General features: G+C 66.2%; 16 protein-coding genes. 3 read left to right on the forward strand and 13 right to left on the reverse strand.

The annotated features are described in order from the left end of the window. Positions 1-28 precede the first annotated feature (28 nt). The 3 genes from CH274_RS17115 to guaB all read right to left on the reverse strand — a co-directional run bounded on the left by CH274_RS17115 (position 29) and on the right by guaB (position 4,691). On the reverse strand, positions 29-1,783 hold the full coding sequence (locus CH274_RS17115) for an FAD-dependent oxidoreductase (protein ID WP_032397498.1): 1,755 nt from the start codon (positions 1,781-1,783) through the stop codon (positions 29-31). Between the two features lie 187 nt (positions 1,784-1,970). Beyond that, the gene (locus CH274_RS17120) at positions 1,971-3,110 is read right to left on the reverse strand and encodes a GuaB3 family IMP dehydrogenase-related protein (RefSeq protein WP_032397499.1); all 1,140 of its coding nucleotides are present in this window, start codon (positions 3,108-3,110) and stop codon (positions 1,971-1,973) included. Positions 3,111-3,167: 57 nt separating this feature from the next. Beyond that, positions 3,168-4,691: an IMP dehydrogenase gene (gene guaB / locus CH274_RS17125; RefSeq protein WP_176459332.1), complete on the reverse strand. Its 1,524-nt coding sequence runs from the start codon at positions 4,689-4,691 to the stop codon at positions 3,168-3,170. Between the two features lie 298 nt (positions 4,692-4,989). On the opposite strand from guaB, the gene CH274_RS17130 reads away from it, so the two are divergent. Further along, on the forward strand, positions 4,990-5,394 hold the full coding sequence (locus CH274_RS17130) for a DUF5319 domain-containing protein (protein ID WP_032378069.1): 405 nt from the start codon (positions 4,990-4,992) through the stop codon (positions 5,392-5,394). Between the two features lie 84 nt (positions 5,395-5,478). Here CH274_RS17130 and CH274_RS17135 read toward each other — a convergent pair whose 3' ends face one another. The 3 genes from CH274_RS17135 to CH274_RS17145 all read right to left on the reverse strand — a co-directional run bounded on the left by CH274_RS17135 (position 5,479) and on the right by CH274_RS17145 (position 8,024). Then, a complete protein-coding gene (locus CH274_RS17135) occupies positions 5,479-6,489 on the reverse strand; it encodes an anti-sigma-D factor RsdA (protein ID WP_094645367.1) in 1,011 nt (336 codons plus the stop codon). Further along, positions 6,482-7,060 carry a sigma-70 family RNA polymerase sigma factor gene (locus tag CH274_RS17140; RefSeq protein WP_032397500.1) on the reverse strand — a complete coding sequence of 193 codons (579 nt, stop codon included), beginning with the start codon at positions 7,058-7,060 and terminating at the stop codon, positions 6,482-6,484. Before CH274_RS17140 ends, CH274_RS17135 begins: the two co-directional genes overlap by 8 nt. A gap of 136 nt (positions 7,061-7,196) precedes the next feature. Then, complete coding sequence (locus tag CH274_RS17145; protein WP_052683727.1) at positions 7,197-8,024, reverse strand: hypothetical protein; 828 nt, start codon at positions 8,022-8,024, stop codon at positions 7,197-7,199. A gap of 719 nt (positions 8,025-8,743) precedes the next feature. Here CH274_RS17145 and CH274_RS17155 point away from each other — a divergent pair. Further along, positions 8,744-9,037 (forward strand): WhiB family transcriptional regulator, encoded by a 294-nt coding sequence (locus CH274_RS17155; protein WP_027496361.1) that lies wholly within the window; start codon positions 8,744-8,746, stop codon positions 9,035-9,037. Between the two features lie 65 nt (positions 9,038-9,102). Here CH274_RS17155 and groL read toward each other — a convergent pair whose 3' ends face one another. Continuing rightward, complete coding sequence (groL, locus tag CH274_RS17160; RefSeq protein ID WP_032397502.1) at positions 9,103-10,716, reverse strand: chaperonin GroEL; 1,614 nt, start codon at positions 10,714-10,716, stop codon at positions 9,103-9,105. A 97-nt stretch (positions 10,717-10,813) separates the two neighbouring features. After that, positions 10,814-11,113, reverse strand: coding sequence for a co-chaperone GroES (groES, locus tag CH274_RS17165; protein WP_008718149.1), 300 nt, complete (start codon positions 11,111-11,113; stop codon positions 10,814-10,816). Between the two features lie 533 nt (positions 11,114-11,646). Here groES and CH274_RS17170 point away from each other — a divergent pair. After that, positions 11,647-13,275 (forward strand): Hsp70 family protein, encoded by a 1,629-nt coding sequence (locus CH274_RS17170; RefSeq protein ID WP_094658298.1) that lies wholly within the window; start codon positions 11,647-11,649, stop codon positions 13,273-13,275. Here CH274_RS17170 and tsaD read toward each other — a convergent pair. Genes tsaD through CH274_RS17195 form a run of 5 tightly spaced genes read right to left on the reverse strand, consistent with a single transcriptional unit; the run spans position 13,260 to position 17,027 of the window. Beyond that, positions 13,260-14,297 (reverse strand): tRNA (adenosine(37)-N6)-threonylcarbamoyltransferase complex transferase subunit TsaD, encoded by a 1,038-nt coding sequence (tsaD, locus tag CH274_RS17175; RefSeq protein WP_032397503.1) that lies wholly within the window; start codon positions 14,295-14,297, stop codon positions 13,260-13,262. The two genes, CH274_RS17170 and tsaD, sit on opposite strands and share 16 nt — an antisense overlap. After that, positions 14,294-14,785, reverse strand: coding sequence for a ribosomal protein S18-alanine N-acetyltransferase (rimI, locus tag CH274_RS17180; protein WP_032397504.1), 492 nt, complete (start codon positions 14,783-14,785; stop codon positions 14,294-14,296). Before rimI ends, tsaD begins: the two co-directional genes overlap by 4 nt. Further along, complete coding sequence (gene tsaB, locus CH274_RS17185; RefSeq protein ID WP_094645369.1) at positions 14,782-15,453, reverse strand: tRNA (adenosine(37)-N6)-threonylcarbamoyltransferase complex dimerization subunit type 1 TsaB; 672 nt, start codon at positions 15,451-15,453, stop codon at positions 14,782-14,784. Before tsaB ends, rimI begins: the two co-directional genes overlap by 4 nt. 52 nt (positions 15,454-15,505) lie before the next feature. Then, on the reverse strand, positions 15,506-16,015 hold the full coding sequence (tsaE, locus tag CH274_RS17190; RefSeq protein ID WP_094658299.1) for a tRNA (adenosine(37)-N6)-threonylcarbamoyltransferase complex ATPase subunit type 1 TsaE: 510 nt from the start codon (positions 16,013-16,015) through the stop codon (positions 15,506-15,508). Further along, positions 16,008-17,027, reverse strand: coding sequence for an alpha/beta fold hydrolase (locus CH274_RS17195; RefSeq protein WP_032397507.1), 1,020 nt, complete (start codon positions 17,025-17,027; stop codon positions 16,008-16,010). Before CH274_RS17195 ends, tsaE begins: the two co-directional genes overlap by 8 nt.

Here is a 17,027-nt window from a genome sequence, read left to right on the forward strand (position 1 = left end):
GGTCAGTCTAGTGGGACTGCCGCAGTGGTCATGCAACACCCGAATGCTCGACGGGCATCGCCGACGAACCCGACCGGATCTCGACGATCGGCAGTCGCAGACCACCCGGAGCATCCACCGGCACGACCGGGGAGTTCGGGGCGATCGGATCGAGGCGCTGGTACGGCAACCCCTGCGCCGGACGGAGATCCAGCTCGCCCTTGTTCGGCCACAGCGCGGCCGAACGCTCGGCCTGCGCGCTGATCGTCAGCGACGGGTTGACTCCGAGGTTGGCCGATACGGCAGCGCCGTCGACCACACTGAGCGTCGGGTAGCCGTGGACGCGATGGTACGGATCGATGACGCCGTGCTCGGGATCCGAGGCGATCGCGCAGCCACCGAGGAAGTGGGCCGTGAGCGGAATGTTGAACAACTCTCCCCACGTACCGCCTGCCACACCACCGATCTTCTTGGCGATGCGTCGGGTGGCGTCGTTGCCCTCCGGGATCCACGTCGGGTTGGGCTCACCGTGCCCCTGCTTGCTCGAGATCTTGCGGCCGAAGGCTCCGCGCTTGGTGAACGTGGTGATCGAGTTGTCCAGGTTCTGCATGACGAGCGCGATGATGGTGCGCTCGCTCCAGTGCCGGACGTTGACGACGCGGACGAACTGAATCGGATGAGCGATCATCGCGAACACGAATTTGAGCCACCGCGGGATCCTTCCGCCGCCGTCGGTCATCAGTGTCTGCAGCATGCCCATCGCGTTCGAGCCCTTGCCGTACCGGACCGGTTCGATGTGTGTGCTGGGACTGGGGTGGAACGAGGACGTGATGGCCACACCGTGTGTGAGGTCCATGTTCGGATCGACCGCCAGCTTCGCGGCCCCGACGATCGACTCGGAGTTGGTGCGGGTCAGTTCCCCGAGCGTGTCCGACAGACGGGGCAGCGCACCCGTGTCCTTCATCTTGTGCAGCAGGTTCTGCGTACCCCAGGTGCCCGCAGCGAGAACCACATTGGCCGCACTGTAGGTCTTGCGGCCCTTGCGCAGCCGGGCACCGGTTCGTTCGGTGTCGACGTCCCAGGTCCCGTCGGATCGGGGAACGAGACCGGTGACGGTCGTCATCGGGACGATCTCGGCTCCTGCGCGCTCGGCCAGGCCAAGGTAGTTCTTGAGCAGGGTGTTCTTGGCTCCGTGGCGGCAACCGGTCATGCACTCGCCGCATTCGATGCATCCGGTGCGCTCGGGGCCTGCTCCGCCGAAGTACGGGTCCGGGACCGTCTTGCCCGGTTCTTCGCCGAAGAACACTCCCACCGGTGTCTGGATGAAGGTATCGGCGACACCCATGTCCTCGGCGACCGACTTCATCACCTCGTCGGCGGGGGTCATGTGCGGGTTGCGGACGACACCGAGCATGCGGGTGGCCTGGTCGTAGAACGGGGAGAGCTCACTGCTCCAGTCGGTGATGTGCGCCCATTGCTTGTCCTCGAAGAACGGTGCCTGGGGCTTGTAGAGGGTGTTTGCGTAGTTCAGCGAACCGCCGCCGACTCCGGCACCGGCGAGGATGAGGCAGTCGCGCAGCAGGTGCACCCGCTGGATGCCGTAGAGGCCGAGCTTCGGTGCCCACAGGAAGCGCTTGAGATCCCAGCTGTTCTTCGCGAAGTCCTTGTCCTCGAAGCGTTGTCCGGCTTCCAGGATGCCGACGCGGTATCCCTTCTCCACCAACCGAAGCGCGGTGACGCTTCCGCCGAAGCCCGAACCGACGATCAAGACGTCGTAATCCGTTGCGCGAACAGCTGAACCCATGGTGACCTCCGCTACATCCGATGCTGTCGAACAGTATGCACACCCCCATGTGACTACCGCCACAACCGATTCTAGCTGTTACGAGAGGTATCACCAACACAGGGTCGGCTTACGTGGACGACATGGCAGCAGAAAGGGCGCGCACCCCTGAGTGAAAGGAGTACGCGCCCTGTCGGAGCAGAGTCGATCAAGCCCTGACGTTCAGGCCCACCTTCTGGAATTCCTTGAGATCGGAGTACCCGGACTTCGCCATCGACCGACGCAGCCCGCCGACGAGGTTGATCGAGCCGTACGACTCACGCGACGGTCCGTTGAGCACCTGATCCAGGCTCGGCCGCTCCCCCGCCGACATCGGCAGCAGCGCCCCGCGCGGCATGGACGGATGCGCCGCGGCCGACGGCCAGTACCAACCTCCGCCGGGAGCCTCCGCGGCAACGGCAAGCGGAGCACCGAGAACCGCAGCATCGGCACCGCAGGCGATGGCCTTGGCGAGGGCACCGGAGGTGGTGATGTCGCCGTCGGCGATGACGTGCACGTAGCGCCCGCCGGTTTCGTCCAGGTAGTCCCGACGTGCCGCGGCCGCATCGGCGATGGCGGTGGCCATCGGAACGCCGATGCCGAGCACCTCACCGGTGGTCGTGCCACCTTCGACCGAGCCGTAACCGACGATGACGCCTGCAGCGCCGGTGCGCATCAGGTGCAGCGCGGTGCGGTGATCGCTCACGCCGCCTGCGATGACGGGAACATCCAGCTCCGCGATGAAGGTCTTGAGGTTCAGCGGCTCGTCCTCACCGTGAGCCACGTGCTCGGCGGAGATGATCGTGCCCTGGATGACCAGCAGATCGAGACCCGACGCCACCAGGGCGGGGGTGAGCGAGCGAGCATTCTGCGGGCTCACCCGAACGGCGACGGTCACCCCGGAGTCACGGACCTGACCGACGGCCGCGGCCAGCAGATCCGGCCGAAGCGGTGCCGCGTGCAGTTCCTGCAGGAAGGCGATAGGTGCGTCCGGATCGAGATCGGTCTCGGCGATGTGGATCAGCTGATCGAGCTTCGCCTGCACGTCCGCGTGGCGCGCCCACAGTCCTTCACCGTTGATGACACCCAGCCCACCCTGGCGACCCAGCTCGATCGCGAACTCGGGCGAGACCAGAGCATCGGTCGGATGCGCCAGAACGGGAATGTCGAAGCGGTACGCATCGAGCTGCCATGCCGTCGACACCTCCTTCGACGACCGGGTACGACGGGACGGCACGATGTCGATGTCGTCCAGCTGGTAGGTGCGGCGGGCTTCTCTGCCCATGCCGATTTCAACGAGGTCGCGCACGCGCGCACCTTTCTACTTCGAGAGCGAATCGAATCGGCCGAGGAAGGGCCGAGGCGACTATCGGGTGGTGTAGTTCGGGGCCTCTGCGGTCATCGTGATGTCGTGCGGGTGGCTCTCCTTGAGCCCGGCCGCAGTGATCTGCACGAACTGAGCCTTCTGCAGGTCCTCGATCGAGGTGGAACCGGTGTACCCCATCGCAGCGCGCAGACCACCGGTGAGCTGGTGGATGACCTGGGTCAACGGACCGCGGTACGGGACGCGACCCTCGATGCCCTCGGGCACCAATTTGTCCTCGGCCAGCACGTCGTCCTGGAAGTAGCGGTCCTTGGAGAACGACTTCGCTCCCCCTCGCCCCTGCATCGCGCCGAGCGAACCCATGCCGCGGTAGCTCTTGAACTGCTTGCCGCCCACCAGAATCAGCTCGCCCGGCGACTCTGCGGTTCCGGCCAGCAACGATCCGAGCATGGCGGTCGACGCACCCGCAGCGAGCGCCTTGGCGATGTCGCCGGAGAACTGCAGACCGCCGTCGGCGATGACCGGCACACCGTGTGGCTTGCACGCCGCGACGGCTTCGAGGATGGCGGTGATCTGCGGAGCGCCGACGCCTGCGACAACGCGGGTGGTGCAGATCGATCCCGGCCCGACGCCGACCTTGACCGCGTCCGCACCTGCCTCGACGAGGGCGAGTGCGCCCGCTCGGGTGGCCACGTTGCCGCCGACGACCTGTACGCGGTCGCCCACCTCGGCCTTGAGTTTGCTGACCATCTCGAGTACCTGCGAATTGTGGCCGTGCGCGGTGTCGACGATGATGACGTCCACCCCGGCGTCGGTCAGAGCCATCGATCGAGCCCAGGCGTCCTGCCCGACGCCCACCGCGGCACCGACCAGCAGGCGACCGTCACGGTCCTTGGTGGCATCGGGGTGCTGCTCGGTCTTGACGAAGTCCTTCACGGTGATCAGGCCGGTGAGCGCGCCCTTGCCGTCCACGATCGGCAGCTTCTCGATCTTGTGGCGACGCAGCAGACCGAGCGCCGCTTCCGCGGTGACGCCCTCCTGCGCGGTGATCAACGGTGCCTTGGTCATGACGTCGGCGACGCGGCGGTTCTGATCGACCTCGAACCGCATGTCGCGGTTGGTGATGATGCCGACCAGCGCGCCGGTCTCGTCGGTGACGGGAAGACCGGAGATCCGGAAGCGCGCACACATGGCGTCGACCTCGGCCAACGAGTCGGTGGGCTTGCAGGTGACGGGGTCGGTGACCATCCCGGCCTCCGAGCGCTTGACCGTCTCGACCTGCGACGCCTGATCCTGCAGCGACAGGTTGCGGTGCAGTACGCCCATACCGCCGGCGCGGGCCATGGCGATGGCCATCCGCGCCTCGGTGACGGTGTCCATGGCGGAGCTGACCAGCGGTACCCGCAGGCGGATCTCGCGGGTGATCTGGCTGGAGGTGTCGACCGAGCTGGGAATCAGATCCGAAGCGGCCGGCAGCAGCAGGACGTCGTCGAACGTGAGGCCGAGCATCGCGACCTTGTTGGGATCGTCGCCGCCTGTGCGGACGTGGGCTCCGGGACTACTCATACGAATCTGGCCCTCCCTAGAGCCTGGTTGCACTTCGGCGCGGCGTGCGGCCGGTGAGAGCTCGCAGGCGCACCGCAATGCGGTGTTGGAGAACGGATGGAGTTTCGGCACTTGCACTCATCTGTTCAGCGCCGTGAACCATGGTATCGGCTAGGGCACAACCAGTGCGAATGCCTCCCGCTGTGAGTGGCTTCGAGCACCGAAATCGCAGTCCGCAGCATTGTCGGCGGCGGTCGCGTCCGGCATGTCGCATTCGAACAGCTGGCGCAGACCCACAAGTCCTGCGTACCGTGGAGGCGTGCGCGATCAACTGCCTCCCGGTCTACCCCCGGATCCGTTCGCCGGAGACCCAGCCGACCCGTCGGCCGCCCTCGACGCCATCGAGCCAGGCCAGCCTCTCGATCCTCAGGAGCGCCTGGCCGTCGAGGAAGACCTGGCGGACCTGGCTGTCTACGAGGCACTGCTCGGCCACCGCGGCATCCGCGGACTGGTCGTGTGCTGCGAGGACTGCCAGCAGGACCACTACCACGACTGGGACATGTTGCGGGCGAACCTTCTGCAGCTTCTGGTCGACGGAACCGTCCGTCCGCACGAGCCCGCCTACGACCCCGTCCCCGACGCCTACGTGACCTGGGATTACTGCCGCGGGTTCGCCGACGCTTCGATGAACGACGCGTTGCACGGCGACGGATTCGACAGCTGACCCTTTCCGCATCTTCACACGAAGAAGCCCGACACGATCATCGTGTCGGGCTTCTTCGTCGTTCGGTGGGGAATCGAAACCCGGTCAGCTGCCGCCGGACGGAACCGACATGCGGTCGCGGTTCTCCGACGAACTGCCTCCAGCGGTCGCTGTCGGCTGATCGGGCTCCTGAACCACCGTCGGCGTGACATCGGTGGTCGTCGTCGGACTCGGGGTCGTCGTGGTGGGCGGAACCACGGGTGTCGTCGTCGGAGCCGGAGTGATCGGCACACCCGTGGTGTCGGGTGCGACCTGATCCACCGGAGCCTGTGGCAACACGACCTCCGAGCTGGGCACCGGAGCCGGGATCACATCGGCAGGCGGCGGGACGGGCGCGGGCAGCGTCAGAGCCTGCAGTTCCTGCAGCAGACGCGCCAGCCACTGATCGAGCTCGGCGCGCTGCGCGTCGTCGAGCACAGCGGAACTGCTGTTCGACGCACCGTCGAGCAGTGCGCGAGCGGCAGTGGTGTCCCCGGAGGACAGAAGATTCTCCGCCTCCTGCAGTTTGGACGTCGTATCGATCTGCGCCACGGTCGAATCGGCCTGCTCGGAGAAGACGACCGACTTGACACTCCACAGCGGATCGTCCGGTGTCGAGTTGTACGAGATGACCACCAGGCCACCCATCACGACGGCGATCGCGGCTGCGGCACCGGCGATGGGACGCAACAAACGCATCCGTCCACTGCGGTTGGCCGAGCTCGAGCGAGCCATGTCGGCGGCGAGCTTCTCGCGTTCGACCGACGCGACGACCACGTCGAGGGAGGGTCCGGACGGCATCGCCGGCGTGACCACGTCTGCTCGCCAGTTGGCCAACAGTAGGGCGAGTTGGTACTCGTCTGCGTCATCGGTGGCAATCGGTCCGTCACCACTGATCGCGTCGATGAACGCATCGTCACGACGTACGGCGACGAGGTCCACTGGACCACCGTCTGCGCCGATGTCGGCATAGGGATCGTTCTGCTTCGGTCCAGTGGAGTTCACGTGCTCACCGATACGCGAGATTCCGCGACGCGGGGTCTCACCGGGGCCACCGTGACCATTGTCCCTAGCCATACATTTCACCTGCTCTCACAACTTCGTTCTTCAGTTTTGCGATAGCTCGGTGCTGAGCCACGCGGATAGCGCCTGCAGTGCTGCCGACGGCGGCTGCTGTTTCCTCGGCCGACAACCCGACTATCAGTCGGAGCACCAGAATCTCGCGGTGCTTGGCGGGCAAGGTGTCCAGCAGTGCAGTCATCTGTCGACTCGACTCGGATTCGAGAGCGCGTTGCTCCGGTCCGTGCTCCATCGACACGACATCTGGTACTTCGGCGGCCGGGTCCGATTTGTTACGCGAGGCGCTGCGATGGGCGTCGGCGACCTTGTGAGCCGCGATGCCGTACACGAATGCCATGAACGGACGACCTTGGTCCTGGTATCGCGGCAAGGCGGTCATGACTGCCAAACAGACCTCCTGCGCCACGTCGTCGGCCGAAAGCTGACCGCGTTCGGCCGAACCGACCCGTGCCCGGCAGTACCGAACGACGAGTGGTCGGATGAACTCCAAGACCCGGGACAGAGCCAGTCGATCGCCTTGCGCTGCGGCAACGACGAAAGAGTCAAGCTCCTCACCCGCACTGTTCATCGTCGACAAATTTCCCCGCGTTACAGGTACGCACCCGCCTGGGAGCGCTTCCACGTGGTGGTGGAACGAGACCAAGGATAGCGACACCACCCGGTCACAACCGAACCAATCGGTCCGACTCCGACCCAGGTCCTGGTCAACCGACCGTCGAACCACCCAGGCGATCGATGGCGGCAGCCAAGTCGCCGGAGGCGATCATCCCGGCATCGACCCCGCCTGTTCCCTCGCAGAGCATCGTGGCGGCCCAGCGCAGGGGTAGCAGACCTGCCATCTCCGCAGCACAGGCCACCTGGACGGCCGACTCACGGGCACGGGAGGTCTCACCGGCACAGCTCAGTGCGGCCGCAACCACCAGGTCGGTCTTGACGATGTGCCGTAACGAATCGGCATCGTCGGCGAGAGCTCGAGCGGCCTCGGCGTGTCGGACTGCCTCGGGTCCGTCGCCGCGCATCATCGCCAACTCGGCCGCCACCCACGCCGCCCGCAGTGCCGGGCGCCACGATCCCCGACCGACGTGGCCGTGTCGCTGGCCCGCACTGCGGGCCAGGAGGGTGTCCGCGAGGTGAAACCGTCCGCTTCCCAATGCATCTGCGGCCAGGCCGGTCAGCGCATCGCTACGGGCCTGAACGGAGTCCTCGGATTCCGACGGCCCTACGAGACCGACGAGAATGACAGCCATGCCGTCGAATCGGCGGGCTCGCTCGTGTTCGCCCACCTGACGCAGCCACGACGCTCTGGTCGAGGCGTGCAGCGACCGAAGTTCCGGGCCACGGGGCCGATGCCTCCGAAGCTCGATTTCGGCGGCGCTGTATCGACCCTGGCCCGCCAACGCGACACTGCGAAACCAGCTCTCTCGCGAATCGGTGGCGGCCGGGAGCGGAAATCGGCCGGGGTTGCTGCCGAAGGCAGCGTCGAAGAGTTCGGACTGCGTCGCGGTGAACAGCGAGCTCTGCTCTGATGGCACGGACGCAAGGGTAGGGCCTGAGCCTGCGCCGAACCGCGCCCGAGTCCTACCGATTCGAGGCGACGTTATTACGTCGGGCGAATTCGCTATCGGACCGAAAGGGGCATCGGCGCATCGTTCCCTGTGCGCAGAAAGCAGTTTTCAAGGAATTAACAATGTGAACACGGGCCGATTCGAAGACGAGAATCTGAACGCTGTGTGGCGAATAGGTTAATCGGCACACTCGATCGCACATTCGGCTCACGACGCACAGCCTGCCGAATCCGCGCCCACTCGAACGTCGCCCCGCGATCCACGCGATCGTCTCGGACACTCCGTGCGGGCTCGGTCGAGGGAACCGACGTCGAGCCCGAGGTGTTGATCCGGACTGCTCTCGACACCACCGACACTACTGTGATCAGCAGAAATACCGACAACAAGGGTCCGGTCGGATCCAGCTGAAGTCTCGTCGAACCGCCGCGGGACGTCTGCGTCGGAGCGCACCGCATCGGCAGCCGCACAGCCTGTGCACTCTCATCGTCTCGCGTGTCGGCGGATTCTTCAACAGGAAGGACACGCATGCGGGTGAGTCGAAGTAAATATCGCCCGTGTTAATTCTTTGCCCCATAACTATGCATTTGCCCACGACAGAGAACTATTGACTCGATTTCGTCGATCCACATAACGTTGTCGACATTCGGATCACGAATCCGAGAAGCCACACCACCCTAGGAGTTTCCATGCCGCAGCCGAATCACCTCCCTGGGCCGAACGCCGACATTTGGGATTGGCAGATGCACGGCCTGTGCCGTGGCGTCGATTCGTCCATGTTCTTCCACCCGGACGGCGAGCGGGGCCGGGCACGAGCACAGCGCGAGATGCGAGCCAAGGAAATGTGCCGCAGCTGCCCCGTACTCGCTCAATGCCGTACACACGCTCTCAACGTCAGCGAGCCCTACGGGATCTGGGGCGGGATGTCCGAGACCGAGCGGGAACTGCACGCTCGTCACAATCGCCGCCGCATCGCGGTGTAGTCACCTCAACACGAGAAAGCCCCCCAACCCGTTCGGGTTGGGGGGCTTTCTCGTGTCACCGAATTTCAGTGAGCGTGTCCGTGTCCGGCAGCAGGCTCGGAAGCCTCTTCCGGCTTCTCCACGATCGCACTCTCGGTCGTCAGGATCATGCGTGCAACCGACGCGGCGTTGACCACTGCGGAGCGGGTCACCTTGACCGGATCGACGACGCCGTCGGCCAGCAGGTCGCCGTACGTCAGCGTCGCGGCGTTGAATCCGTGACCCTTCGGCAGTTCTGCCACCTTGCTGACGACGACGGAACCGTCGATGCCCGCGTTGGAGGCGATCCAGAACAGCGGTGCGTTGAGCGCGGTGCGCACCACGGCCACGCCGGTAGCTTCGTCACCGGTCAGGCCCAGGTCGTCGGCCAGAGCCAACGCTGCCTGAGTCAGAGCCGAGCCGCCGCCGGGGACGATTCCCTCTTCGACCGCAGCCTTGGCCGCAGCCACGGCGTCGTCGACGCGGAACTTGCGTTCCTTGAGCTCGGTCTCGGTGGCTGCGCCGACCTTGATGACCGCGATGCCGCCCGAGAGCTTCGCCAGACGCTCTTCGAGCTTCTCGCGATCCCACTCCGAATCGGTGCTCTCGATCTCACGACGGAGCTGACCGACGCGCGCATCGATGTCGTCCTGCGTGCCCGCACCGTCGACGATGGTCGTGTCGTCCTTGGTGACGACGACGCGACGAGCGCGACCGAGCAGCTCGAGGCCGGCTTCCTTGAGACTCAGACCCACATCGGCGGTGATGACCTGACCGGCCGTCACGACCGCGAGATCGTCGAGGAATGCCTTGCGGCGATCACCGAAGAACGGTGCCTTGACCGCCACGGCCTTGATCGTCTTGCGGATGGAGTTGACGACCAGCGTCGAGAGAACTTCACCCTCGGTGTCCTCGGCGATGATGAGCAACGGCTTGCCGCTCTCGGCAACCTTCTCCAGCAGAGGCAGAAAGTCCGGAAGCGATGTGATCTTCTCGCGGTACAGCAGGACGTACGCGTCCTCGAGAACTGCTTCCTGCGCGTCGACGTCGGTGACGAAGTACGGCGACAGGTAGCCCTTGTCGAACTGCACGCCTTCGGTGACCGACAGCTCGGTCAGCAGCGTCGAGGACTCCTCGACGGTGACGACGCCGTCTGCGCCGACGCGAGTGAGCGCCTCGCCGACGAGCTCACCGATCTCGGGGTCACGCGAGGACACGGTGGCGACCTGAGCGATCGCCTGCTTGCCCTCGACCGGGGTTGCGGCGGCGAGCAGGGCCTCGGCGACCTTGTCGGCCGCCTTGGAGATGCCGGTACCGAGCGCGATCGGGTTCGCGCCCGCGGCGATGTTCTTCAGACCGCCGCGCACGAGCGCCTGCGCGAGGACCGTCGCGGTGGTGGTTCCGTCGCCTGCAACGTCGTTGGTCTTGGTGGCGACGCTCTTGACCAGCTGCGCGCCGAGGTTCTCGAACGGATCCTCCAGGTCGATCTCACGAGCGATGGAGACACCGTCGTTCGTGACGGTCGGACCGCCGAATGCCTTGGACAGGACGACGTGGCGTCCCCGTGGCCCGAGCGTCACCTTGACTGCGTCGGCCAACTTGTCGACGCCGCGTTCGAGTGCGCGGCGCGCTTCCTCGTTGAATTGGATTTGCTTTGCCATGTTTCGGTGTTACTCCTTCGAGCAAAGAAACTCGATCGAACGCACACCGCCCCGGGACCGACACGAAAATCGGATACCGGGGCGGATGCGTTGTGGCCTACTTGGCGATGACAGCCAGCACGTCGCGTGCCGACAGAATCAGGTACTCCTCGCCGGCGTACTTGATCTCGGTGCCGCCGTACTTGCTGTAGATGACGGTGTCACCTTCTTTGACGTCGACCGGGATGCGGTTGCCCTTCTCGGTGACACGGCCTTCGCCCACGGCGACGACGGTGCCCTCCTGGGGCTTCTCCTTGGCTGTGTCGGGGATGACCAGACCGGAGGCGGTCGTCGTCTCGGCCTCGTTGGCCTGGACGAGGATCTTGTCCTCGAGCGGCTTGATTTTCACGCTCGCCACGTTGAGCCCTCCAAAGTTATGGGGTACGCGCCCGGGGTCGGATCCCCGGACAGCTGTGTGTATGTACTTCTCGTGCGGTTCTGACAATCACGGCCTGAACTCGTTCCCGTCGTCGCGGGTGCCGGGACTTCGCTCGGTGCCAACTAGCACTCTATACACGAGAGTGCCAGCACTCAAGGGCTGGGTTCGCCAGGTTCGCGGCGCGGTGGTCGCACGGGTGGGCACGAGGGCGATCGCCCACCGCTTCGCGCAACCACGCACATCCGACGACTGCTGAATCGGGGCCCGAAACGCCGAACACCCACGTCGTTTCTCGCTGTTTTCCCGGACTCCGTGAAGTCTCCGAAAGGCCAGGTAGGAGGCCATGAACAGTCATCGGGTAACGGACCGAGCGGCCTATTACACTCGCGCCGGAGCCCGAAGTAACGTTACGATAACGGAGCTGTACGAACGATAACGATCGGCAGCTGTGCCGCGACAAGGCACTCAGGGCAGTCGATTTCCGACAGATACACAGGGGCGGGAGGTGAAGCATGCGGGTAGGAGTGGGCATATCCACCGGATCCGAGGTCGTGTGCGCAGCCCTCGTCACCGTCGACACCGACGGTTCTCGCACGGTCGAGTACCGAACGGTCTCGGCCGACCGTCAAGCCAACACCGACATCGGCGATCTGGTCACCTCGTCCATAGAACTCATGGCCTCCCTGATCCCCGGCCACCGGTCCCCCGACGCGATCGCCGTTACCTACCGCACGGAGGAGCACGCTGCGGGCATTCGCGCGGCGCTGGCCCACACCACTCGTGACGTTCGACTGGTGCCGGAGTCCGCAGCCGCATCCGCGCACCTGGCGACCACCGGCCTGATCGACCGGTACGACACGATCGCGCTGGTCGATCTCGGAGCCTCGGGCATGTCGGTCACCGTCACCGATCGGACCGCCGAGACGGTACTGGCGCACGGCCGGTCGGACGCCGTCGCCGGCGACGCACTCGACGTGCTCGTCAAGAACCTCGTGCAGGACATGACCCGTGACAATCTTCGGGACGACATCCGCGACAACCGAGGAATCGGCTCCGCGCGGTACCGATCGATCAAGGAACGCCTCTCCCAGGAGGACGAGGTCCGCATCGAGCGTTACAGCGGAATCCCGCTGACGGTCACCCGTGACGCGTTCGAAGCCGCCGCGACCCCCACCTTCGACACCGCCGCTCGGTTCGTCCGGCAGGTGTTCGACGAGAGCACTCACGAACCCGAGGTCATCGTGCTGATCGGCGGAGGGGCGCACATTCCCCTGCTCGCGTCCACGCTCACCGACATGTTCCACGCCCCGGTCCTTCGACTGCCGGAACCCGACGCCGTTCTTGCCGTCGGCGCTGCTGCCGTCGCCGCATCGGCCGTCGGTGGTGGGTACCAACTCGTCTCGGCCACGCGCAACACCGCGAGCCGGATGAGCCGATACTCCGGTGCGATAGCGGCTGCCGTCGTCGCGGGCGGACTGGTACTCGCCTACGGTGTGCAGACGATGGCACCGGCCGAAGATCCCAACGTCTCACCGGCCGGAAGTACCGCCCGCGACGCGACCGAATCGAGCGACGCCGGTACGCCGGTCACCGAGGGCTGGTCCCCCGACGAGAACCTCCCCACCGCCGGGCTCACCCCGGGCGATCGGTCCGACCCGACGGCAACCTCCGTCGACGGCGACGGATCGTCGGCTCGGTTCACGACCACCGCTGCGCCGACCAGCACCCCGACGCTGCGGCCGGCCCCCGATCTCCCGCAGATCGAATGGCCGATCGATCCCACGTCGAATCCTGCGTCCCCCGATGTCACCACCGCAGTTCCCATCGAACCGCCGACCTCGGTCACCACGATTCCGGGTGGGCCCTCCGAACCGATCGAGTCTTCGGACCCGAGCGACACGACCGAGATCGTGCCGGTACCGACGACCGAGGTCACGCCGGTGCCGACCGAGTCGATCGGCGCGCCGACCACCGATGTCAGCGGTTCGGAGCCCACGCCGGAACTGACGGCACCACCGACGGTGTGGTCACCGCCTGCACCGGCCCCCTCGAGTGAGCCTCTGTCCGCGGCCGTGCCGTCGACAACCCGTTCGTCCGAGACCACCGCCGCGTCCACGCAGGCCCCTCAGCCGGGCACCTGACTGATCGCGACCGACAGGCCGGGATCGGTCACTGCGGTCAAGGCCGAAGGCTGTGCTCCGCCCGCGACCAGGTGCGCGCCCAGTGCCGCGATCATCACCCCGTTGTCGGTACACAGTCGCGGCTTCGGAATTCTGAGCGTCAAACCTTGCTCGGCACAACGGCTTTCGATCAGCGAACGGATGCGAGAGTTGGCGGTGGCACCCCCACCCAGAACTATCGTGTCGACGTCGACGTCGGTTGCCGCACGGACGGCCTTCATCGTCAGGACATCGGCGACGGATTCCTGGAAGGACGCGGCGATGTCCGCGACCGGAATCGGATCTCCCGCGCGCTGCCGGGCCTCGACGAACCGGGCGACAGCCGTCTTGACCCCGGAGAACGAGAAGTCGTAGCGGGCGTCGCGTGGGCCGGTCATTCCTCGGGGAAACGCGATCGCGGCCGGATCACCTTCGCGCGCAGCATCATCGAGGGCCGGACCACCCGGATAGCCCAATCCCAGCAGCCGTGCAACCTTGTCGAAGGCCTCCCCGGCTGCGTCGTCGACGGTGGTCCCGAGCTCGGCGATCGGCCGAGACAGATCGTCCACGTGCAGCAGATGAGTGTGACCACCCGAGACCAACAGTGCCACGCACGACGGCATCGGCCCGTGCTCGAGCGTGTCGACCGCGACGTGCCCACCGAGGTGGTTCACCGCGTAGAAGGGCACACCCCAGGCCGCGGCGTAGGCCTTGGCGGCGGCAACCCCGACCAGCAAGGCCCCTGCCAACCCCGGTCCGATCGTCACCGCGACGGCGTCGGGACGCTCGATGTCCGCGGCTGCCAGAGCCCGCCGCATGGTCGGCACGATGGCCTCGAGGTGCGCGCGCGACGCCACCTCGGGCACCACTCCGCCGTACCGCGCGTGTTCGTCGACACTCGAGGCCACCTCGTCGGCCATCAGCTCGCACGTGCCTGCCCCGCCCCACCGGACGATCCCGACTCCTGTTTCGTCGCAGGAACTTTCGATACCCATGACGATCATCGGGCCGGTCCTTCCGTCTTCTCGAACCGACGCATGGTGAAGGCATCGGCCCCGCTCGGTTGGTAGTACTTCGCCCTGGTGCCCACGATCTCGAACCCTTCGCGTCGGTACAACTCGATGGCGGGCTCGTTGTCGGTGCGGACCTCGAGAAAGACCGGCCCACCGTGCTCGTCGGCCACGCGCAGCAGTTCGTCGAGCAGTCGCCCGCCGATTCCTCTGCGGTGATGCGCCGGATCGACACCGATGGTGTGCACCTCGGACTCTCCGACGACGAACGCTCCGCGGCTCGGCTGCCCCAACAGAGAGATGCCTGCGTAGCCGACGACCTCACCGTTCTCCCGCGCCGTGACGTAATGATTGTGTGGTGCCGCCAGTTCCGCGATGAACGCATCCTCGGCCCACGGGTCGTCACCCGGGAACAGCACGGTCTCGAGGTACGCGCACCGAGCAGCGTCCGCCGCCGTCATCGACTCGATCGACACCGTCACTTCGCAGCCTTCGCTGCGGCGCGCTCGTCGAGCGTCTTGGCGTCGGGGCGGCGCAGGTACAACGGGACGAGCGGGCCCGGGACGATACCGCTGCCGATATCGGCGGCAGCAACCGCAACCAATCCGGCTGCGGACGGCGCCTGCACATCACGAATCGGAAGTTCGAATGCCGCAGCATGCGGGGCCGATCCAGCGACCGCGTCGACTCCGAGACTATCGAGCTCGGCCGGGGCGACAACGTCGGGTCCCGCCACCCGCACGCCGGCTTCGTAACGCGCCCAGTAGATTTCGCGTCGGCGCGCATCGGTCACCACCAGAAGCGACCCGGGCTCGGAGACATCTGCGGCGATGGCGTCGAGACTGCACACGCCGTATACCGGAAGACCGAGCGCGTCCCCGAACGCCGCAGCCGTCGCCATTCCCACCCGTAGGCCGGTGTAGGGCCCGGGGCCCACGCCCACGACGACGGCACCCAGTTCGGCTGCGGTGATGTCGGCCTCGGCCAGGCACTCGACGATGTTGGGCGTCAGGATTTCAGCGTGCGATCGCGCGTCCACTCGAACCCGGGTGGCGAGCGTCGTGGTCGCTGCACCGGCCGTGGACTCGGTCAGGCTCACCACACCTGCGGTGACGGCGGGGGTCGAGGTGTCGACGGCAAGTACAAGCACGATATTTCAGATTACCCGTCACCGGGGATTCGGCCGCACACCCGGTACCCGGTCAGGATCGATCTCGCGGATCCGCCCGGCCGGGCACCCGACTCACCGTCGCGCGGCGAACATCGGAGTCCGGATCACGCGTCAGACGAACCGACACATGGCCGTCCGTCAGCTTCTCGACCAATCCCTCGCCCCACTCGACCACGACGACGGCGTCGGTGAGGTCGGTATCGAGGTCGAGTGCATCGAGTTCGTCGACGGCCGACTGCCCCGTCATCCCGAGCCGATAAGCATCGACGTGGACCAGCGCAACCGGCGGTAGCCCATGGGGCCGTGGGCCGGGCCGATGCTCTCGCGCGATGACGAACGTCGGCGAGGTGACGCGGCCCTGCACACCGAGTCCGGCCGCGATCCCCTTGGTCATGGCGGTCTTTCCGGCCCCGAGCGGGCCGTCGAGGATCACCAGATCGCCTGCGACCAGAACGTCCGCCAGTCGCGCACCGAACTCGGCGGTGTCTGCGGCAGTGACCAATTCGACGTCCACCGGCAAGGTCAGCGGCTCGTCAGACAACGCCCCACCGTCGCTTCTTGCCCGCGGCCTCCGTCGCCCGTGCCACGAGCCGCTGTATCGCGCCGTTGACCTGTTCGGGGAATTCGAGTTGAACCAGGTGCCCACCCTGGCGCACCCGCACCATCTCCGAACGCGGCAGGGCCTGAGCGAGAGCCTCCGAGCTGGCGAACGGAATGATCCAATCCTCGTCCCCGCACACCACCGACACCGGAATGTTCTCGAATTCCAGCAGCGCTTCGGACTCGTCGTGCAACTCGAGCGTCTCGAGGAAGTTGACGATCGTGACGACGGAGGTGTCGTCGATCATCGACTGCGAGAACGCCACCAACCGCGGCGAGACCCGGGTGCCGTACGACGCCGCGCGCAGGACCGGCGAGATGAGCGCACGTACCGCGCCGCGGCCGAACTGCACCAGGCCCGGTGACGTCCGCACTGCCGCGCGGAACGCATCGACCGCCGGGTTCTGCAGACTACGACCCACCCCGGACTGCGCGAGACCGGCAGCAGTCGTCGAGATCAGGACCGCTCCGATGACTCGCTGCCGCAGAACCTCCGACCGTTGCCGCGCCATGGACAGGATCGACATGCCGCCCATCGAGTGCCCGACCAGAACGATGCGTCCGCGTGGTACCACCGAGCGGATCACCGCATCGAGATCGAGGCCGAGCTGGCCGATGGTGCAGCTCTCCGGGCTCGGTACCCCGGAACGCCCGTGACCGCGCTGGTCGTAGAAGACCATGCGCACTGTCGAACCCCACTGCTGTTCGAGCGCCCGCCGTTGGAAATGCCAGGACGACATGCGCAGGCAGTAACCGTGGACGAAGATCACGGTGGTCTCGGCGTCCGCCGGACCCACCTCGCGCACCGCGAGGGGTACACCGTCGTCCGCCGTGACGATGCTGCCCCGGTCTGCGTCCATCAGGTCGAGGTTCTCGGTGGCCAGCGGGTCCTTGTTGGACCGGAACGCCGTCTCGCGCACCACAATTGCAATACTCTCCAGCAATCCGAGCAT

It is taken from the genome of Rhodococcus sp. 06-418-5 (assembly GCF_002258285.1).
In the GTDB taxonomy this organism is placed as follows: Bacteria; Actinomycetota; Actinomycetes; order Mycobacteriales; family Mycobacteriaceae; genus Rhodococcoides.

What these genes read in the sequence shown, in the direction of transcription:
- CH274_RS17115 (WP_032397498.1), bottom strand. Translation starts at nt 1,783, where the DNA reads ATGGGTTCAGCTGTTCGCGCAACGGATTACGACGTCTTGATCGTCGGT.
- CH274_RS17135 (WP_094645367.1), bottom strand. Translation starts at nt 6,489, where the DNA reads ATGGCTAGGGACAATGGTCACGGTGGCCCCGGTGAGACCCCGCGTCGC.
- CH274_RS17170 (WP_094658298.1), top strand. Translation starts at nt 11,647, where the DNA reads ATGCGGGTAGGAGTGGGCATATCCACCGGATCCGAGGTCGTGTGCGCA.
- tsaD (WP_032397503.1), bottom strand. Translation starts at nt 14,297, where the DNA reads ATGATCGTCATGGGTATCGAAAGTTCCTGCGACGAAACAGGAGTCGGG.
- CH274_RS17140 (WP_032397500.1), bottom strand. Translation starts at nt 7,060, where the DNA reads ATGAACAGTGCGGGTGAGGAGCTTGACTCTTTCGTCGTTGCCGCAGCG.
- guaB (WP_176459332.1), bottom strand. Translation starts at nt 4,691, where the DNA reads ATGAGTAGTCCCGGAGCCCACGTCCGCACAGGCGGCGACGATCCCAAC.
- groL (WP_032397502.1), bottom strand. Translation starts at nt 10,716, where the DNA reads ATGGCAAAGCAAATCCAATTCAACGAGGAAGCGCGCCGCGCACTCGAA.
- CH274_RS17195 (WP_032397507.1), bottom strand. Translation starts at nt 17,027, where the DNA reads ATGCTCGGATTGCTGGAGAGTATTGCAATTGTGGTGCGCGAGACGGCG.
- CH274_RS17155 (WP_027496361.1), top strand. Translation starts at nt 8,744, where the DNA reads ATGCCGCAGCCGAATCACCTCCCTGGGCCGAACGCCGACATTTGGGAT.